We start from the raw sequence: 3,551 nt of genomic DNA, 5'->3' as shown, positions 1-3,551 counted from the left end.
CCGAGATCAAGATCGGGTTCGGTGACGACCGCGGTTATGTGAAGTCTCCTGGGCTGAACAAGGAAATGAGCGATGCGGTGAACGCGCTCATCTCTTGGTGCAACGATCAGGGCGGCATCAACGGCCGCAAGGTCGTCGGAACCGACTACGACGCCGCGATGACGCAGGCCAACTCGGTCATGCAGGAAGCGTGCGCGAGCCAGTTCATGATGGTCGGCTACGGCTTCGCGATGGATCAGACCGCCGAGCAGACGCGTGTCGCGTGCAACCTGGTGTCCGTGCCAGGCTTCACCGTGTCACCCGACGCAGCCAACGGACCGATGACATTCCAGGGTGTCCCGTTCCCGGTCGACTACGCGAACGGTTCGCAGTGGTTCCAGATGGCCGAGATGCACCCCGATCTGGTGAACGACTTCGACGTCGTCAACAGCACGATGCCCACGATCATCAGCTCCACCACGAAGATTCGCTCGATCGCCGAGGCTGCGGGTTTCAAGCTCAAGGATTGCGGCGTCACCCTCAACTACGAGGGGGAATCGAGCTATGTGCCGTTCGCCGAGAAGTACAAGGAGTGCGGCGCGAAGGGGATCTGGACGTCACGATCGGCAAGCCCGTCGGAGCTGAACTTCGTGAAGGCCCTCGACCAGGTCGGGATCGATCCCATCTTCTTCGGTGAAGCCACCTGGTACGGCGCGACCGTCTCCGATTGGAACAAGGACACCGGACTGCTCGACAACCTCAACGCGGGCATGACCTTCCAGATGCTCGAGAACGCGGACAAGGTGCCCGCAGTTAAGAAGTACGTGGATCTGGTCTCCGAGCAGGGTGGCAAGACCGCGCTCCTCGGTATGCAGGCGGCGTCGTCGTTCCTGCTGTGGGCGGCCGCCGCGGACGAGTGCGGTAGCGATCTGACGCGTCAGTGCATGGTGAACGAACTCTCGAACATTCACGAGTGGGACGGCGGCGGATTGCACGCCGTCACCGATCCCGGCAAGAACATGCCGGCCACCTGCGGACTCATGACCTCGCTGAAGGGCAGTACCTACGCGCAGGCGTTCCCGTCCACCGCGGGCGAATTCAAGTGTGACCCCAAGTACCTCGTCGCGACCGACAAGAGCACCTGGGGAACCGAACTCGGCGCTGACCGCGTGTCGACGAAGTACCAGAACGCCAACGTCATCAAGCCGCAGTCCTGATTCTTCCGACTCGGGCGGCGAGCGCCAACCGCCGCCCGAGTCCCTAACGAGGGTTCAGCCATGAACACTTTTGTCACTTTCACGATCCTGGGCCTGGTCCTGGGGTCGGTGTACGCGATCGCCGCCTCCGGGCTGGTACTCACGTACAACACGTCAGGCATCTTCAACTTCGCGCACGGTGCACAGGCAATGCTTGGTGCGTTCATCTACTGGCAGTTGCGCTACGGCTGGGAACTTCCCACTTTCGTCGCCTTGCTGATTTCACTCGTCCTGGTCGGGCCACTGATGGGCCTCGGCCTCTACGTCCTGATCATGAAGGGTCTGCGCGATACCGCCGAGGTCACCAAAATCGTTGTGACGGTCTCGATCCTGCTCGGAATGCTCTCGATCTCGCACTGGTTCTGGCACCCCGAGACCGCTCGGACGATGCAGATGTTCTTCGGCGACCAGTCCAAGATCACGGTGTTCGGCGCGAGCATCCGCTACCACGAGTTGATCTGCATCCTCGTTGCGATCGCCATCGCCGTCGGCCTGCGCATCCTGTTCACGCGCACCCGCGCCGGTGTCGCGATGCGCGGCGTCGTCGACGATCCGGAACTGTTGCGCCTCAACGGCCACAATCCGGAGCGTCTTGCGGCCCTGTCCTGGGCGATGGGTTCGACGCTCGCAGTCCTGGCCGGCATCCTGATCACCCCGATCAGTGGCGGCACACTCGAGGCGAACATGTTGACACTCTTGGTGATCGACGCGTTTGCCGCGGCCATGTTCGGCCGGTTGCGCAGCATTCCGCGCACGTTCGTCGGCGCCGTGGTTCTCGGGCTTGCCGGTACGTACGTATTGGCGTACTTCCCGACGAGTTGGAGTTGGACGTCGAATTTCCGTGTCTCCCTGCCGATGATCGCGCTGTTCGTGGTGCTGATCGTGCTCCCACAGGACCGGTTGCGTGGAGCGGTCACCCGTACTCGCGAGCGTTACCACGTGCCGAGCGTGCGCAAGGCCGTCGTCTGGGGCGTGGCCCTGATCGTCATCGTCTACCTGATCCGTCTGCTGATGGTGACCTCCGCCGTCACCACACTGACCATCGGAATGACGTTCGCGATCATCGCGCTCTCGCTCACACTCCTCACCGGTTACGCGGGTGAATTGAACTTGGCGCCGGTGTCTTTCGGCGCTATCGCTACCATCGTGGCCTTCCACTTCGGGATCTCCGGTTCCGGGTTGGCTGCGCACCTCAACCTGTGGGGCATCGTCGTCGGAGTCCTCGTCACCGCCGTGATCGGTGGCCTCGTCGCCCTGCCGGCGCTGCGGCTCAGAGGGCTGTATCTCGCGCTGGCAACCATGGCCTTCGGAGTGTTCCTCTCCAACATGGTCCTTCGCGACACCACCGAACACGAGATGTTCGGCATGAAGTACTCGCTGTTCAAGGACGGGAACATCGCCCTCCCTCCGCTGAAGATCGGTCCGCTCGATCTGAGCAACGAGACGGTGTTCCTGATGACCGTGACCGCGCTGTTCTCGATACTCGGCGTCGGCGTCATCGCGTTGCGTAACAGCGGCTACGGGCGCCGACTCGCAGCGATGAAGGACAGCCCGGCCGGTTCGGCCATGCTCGGACAGAGCCTGGTTCGGCTCAAGCTCAGCGTCTTCATGATCTCTTCGGGGATCGCCGGTCTCGGCGGCATTCTGATGTCGAGCGCCATGGGGTCCGTCTCGGGCGAGAGCTTTGCCATCATGGTCAGCCTCTCGCTGCTCATGCTGACCGTCGTCGCGGGTATCGGATACGTCACCGGCGCCCTGTTCGGTGGACTGATGGCTGGAATCGGGTTTGCGGTCATCATGGTCTCGTTCACCAATCTGGCTTCGGCGCAACCGGAGTTGGAGGGAATGTGGCTGCTCTTCGGCAACATCGCGGCAGTCAGCCCGGCACTGATCGGCATCGGCGTCGGCGCGAACCCCAGCGGAACGGTCCACAGCGTGATCGAGGGCTACCGACGGCTCGCCGGTGCCAAGCCTGTTCTGATCGGCGGCGCCGCAGTCGTTCTGCTGACCTACGTCCTCGCTCTGACCGGTGTACTCGGCAACTGGTGGTTCGCGTCCATCACGATCGCGGTGGTGTTCATGCTGCCGGTGATCGGTGAGATGGTCATGCCCAGCGCGGTTCTCACTCCGGAGGAACTGGCCGCCAAAGCGACAGTCGTTCCCGAGGACATCGGGATCGATGTCCCTTACAGCCCCGAGATCCGTGACGAGATCGACCGCGAACTGGGGATTCCTCAGTACCAGGGTGGCTCGCCGAAGGAGTTGACCGTCCATGTCTGATACACCACTTCTCGAAACGCGCGGTGTGAGCGTTCG

2 protein-coding genes are annotated in these 3,551 nt (G+C 62.5%); both read left to right on the top strand.

From position 1 onward, the window contains the following. Window positions 1-1,196, top strand: a 1,196-nt coding sequence (locus tag A2J01_RS27170) for an ABC transporter substrate-binding protein (RefSeq protein WP_064113975.1), incomplete at its 5' end; no start/stop codon positions are given. Between the two features lie 60 nt (window positions 1,197-1,256). Then, window positions 1,257-3,515 (top strand): ABC transporter permease, encoded by a 2,259-nt coding sequence (locus A2J01_RS27165; RefSeq protein WP_003941895.1) that lies wholly within the window; start codon window positions 1,257-1,259, stop codon window positions 3,513-3,515. The last annotated feature ends 36 nt before the right edge of the window (window positions 3,516-3,551 follow it).

It is taken from the genome of Rhodococcus sp. EPR-134 (assembly GCF_001647205.1).
Classification (GTDB): domain Bacteria; phylum Actinomycetota; class Actinomycetes; order Mycobacteriales; family Mycobacteriaceae; genus Rhodococcus_F; species Rhodococcus_F qingshengii.
Note: the sequence above shows the minus strand (reverse complement) of the source record. Positions and strands in the feature narration are given on the sequence as shown.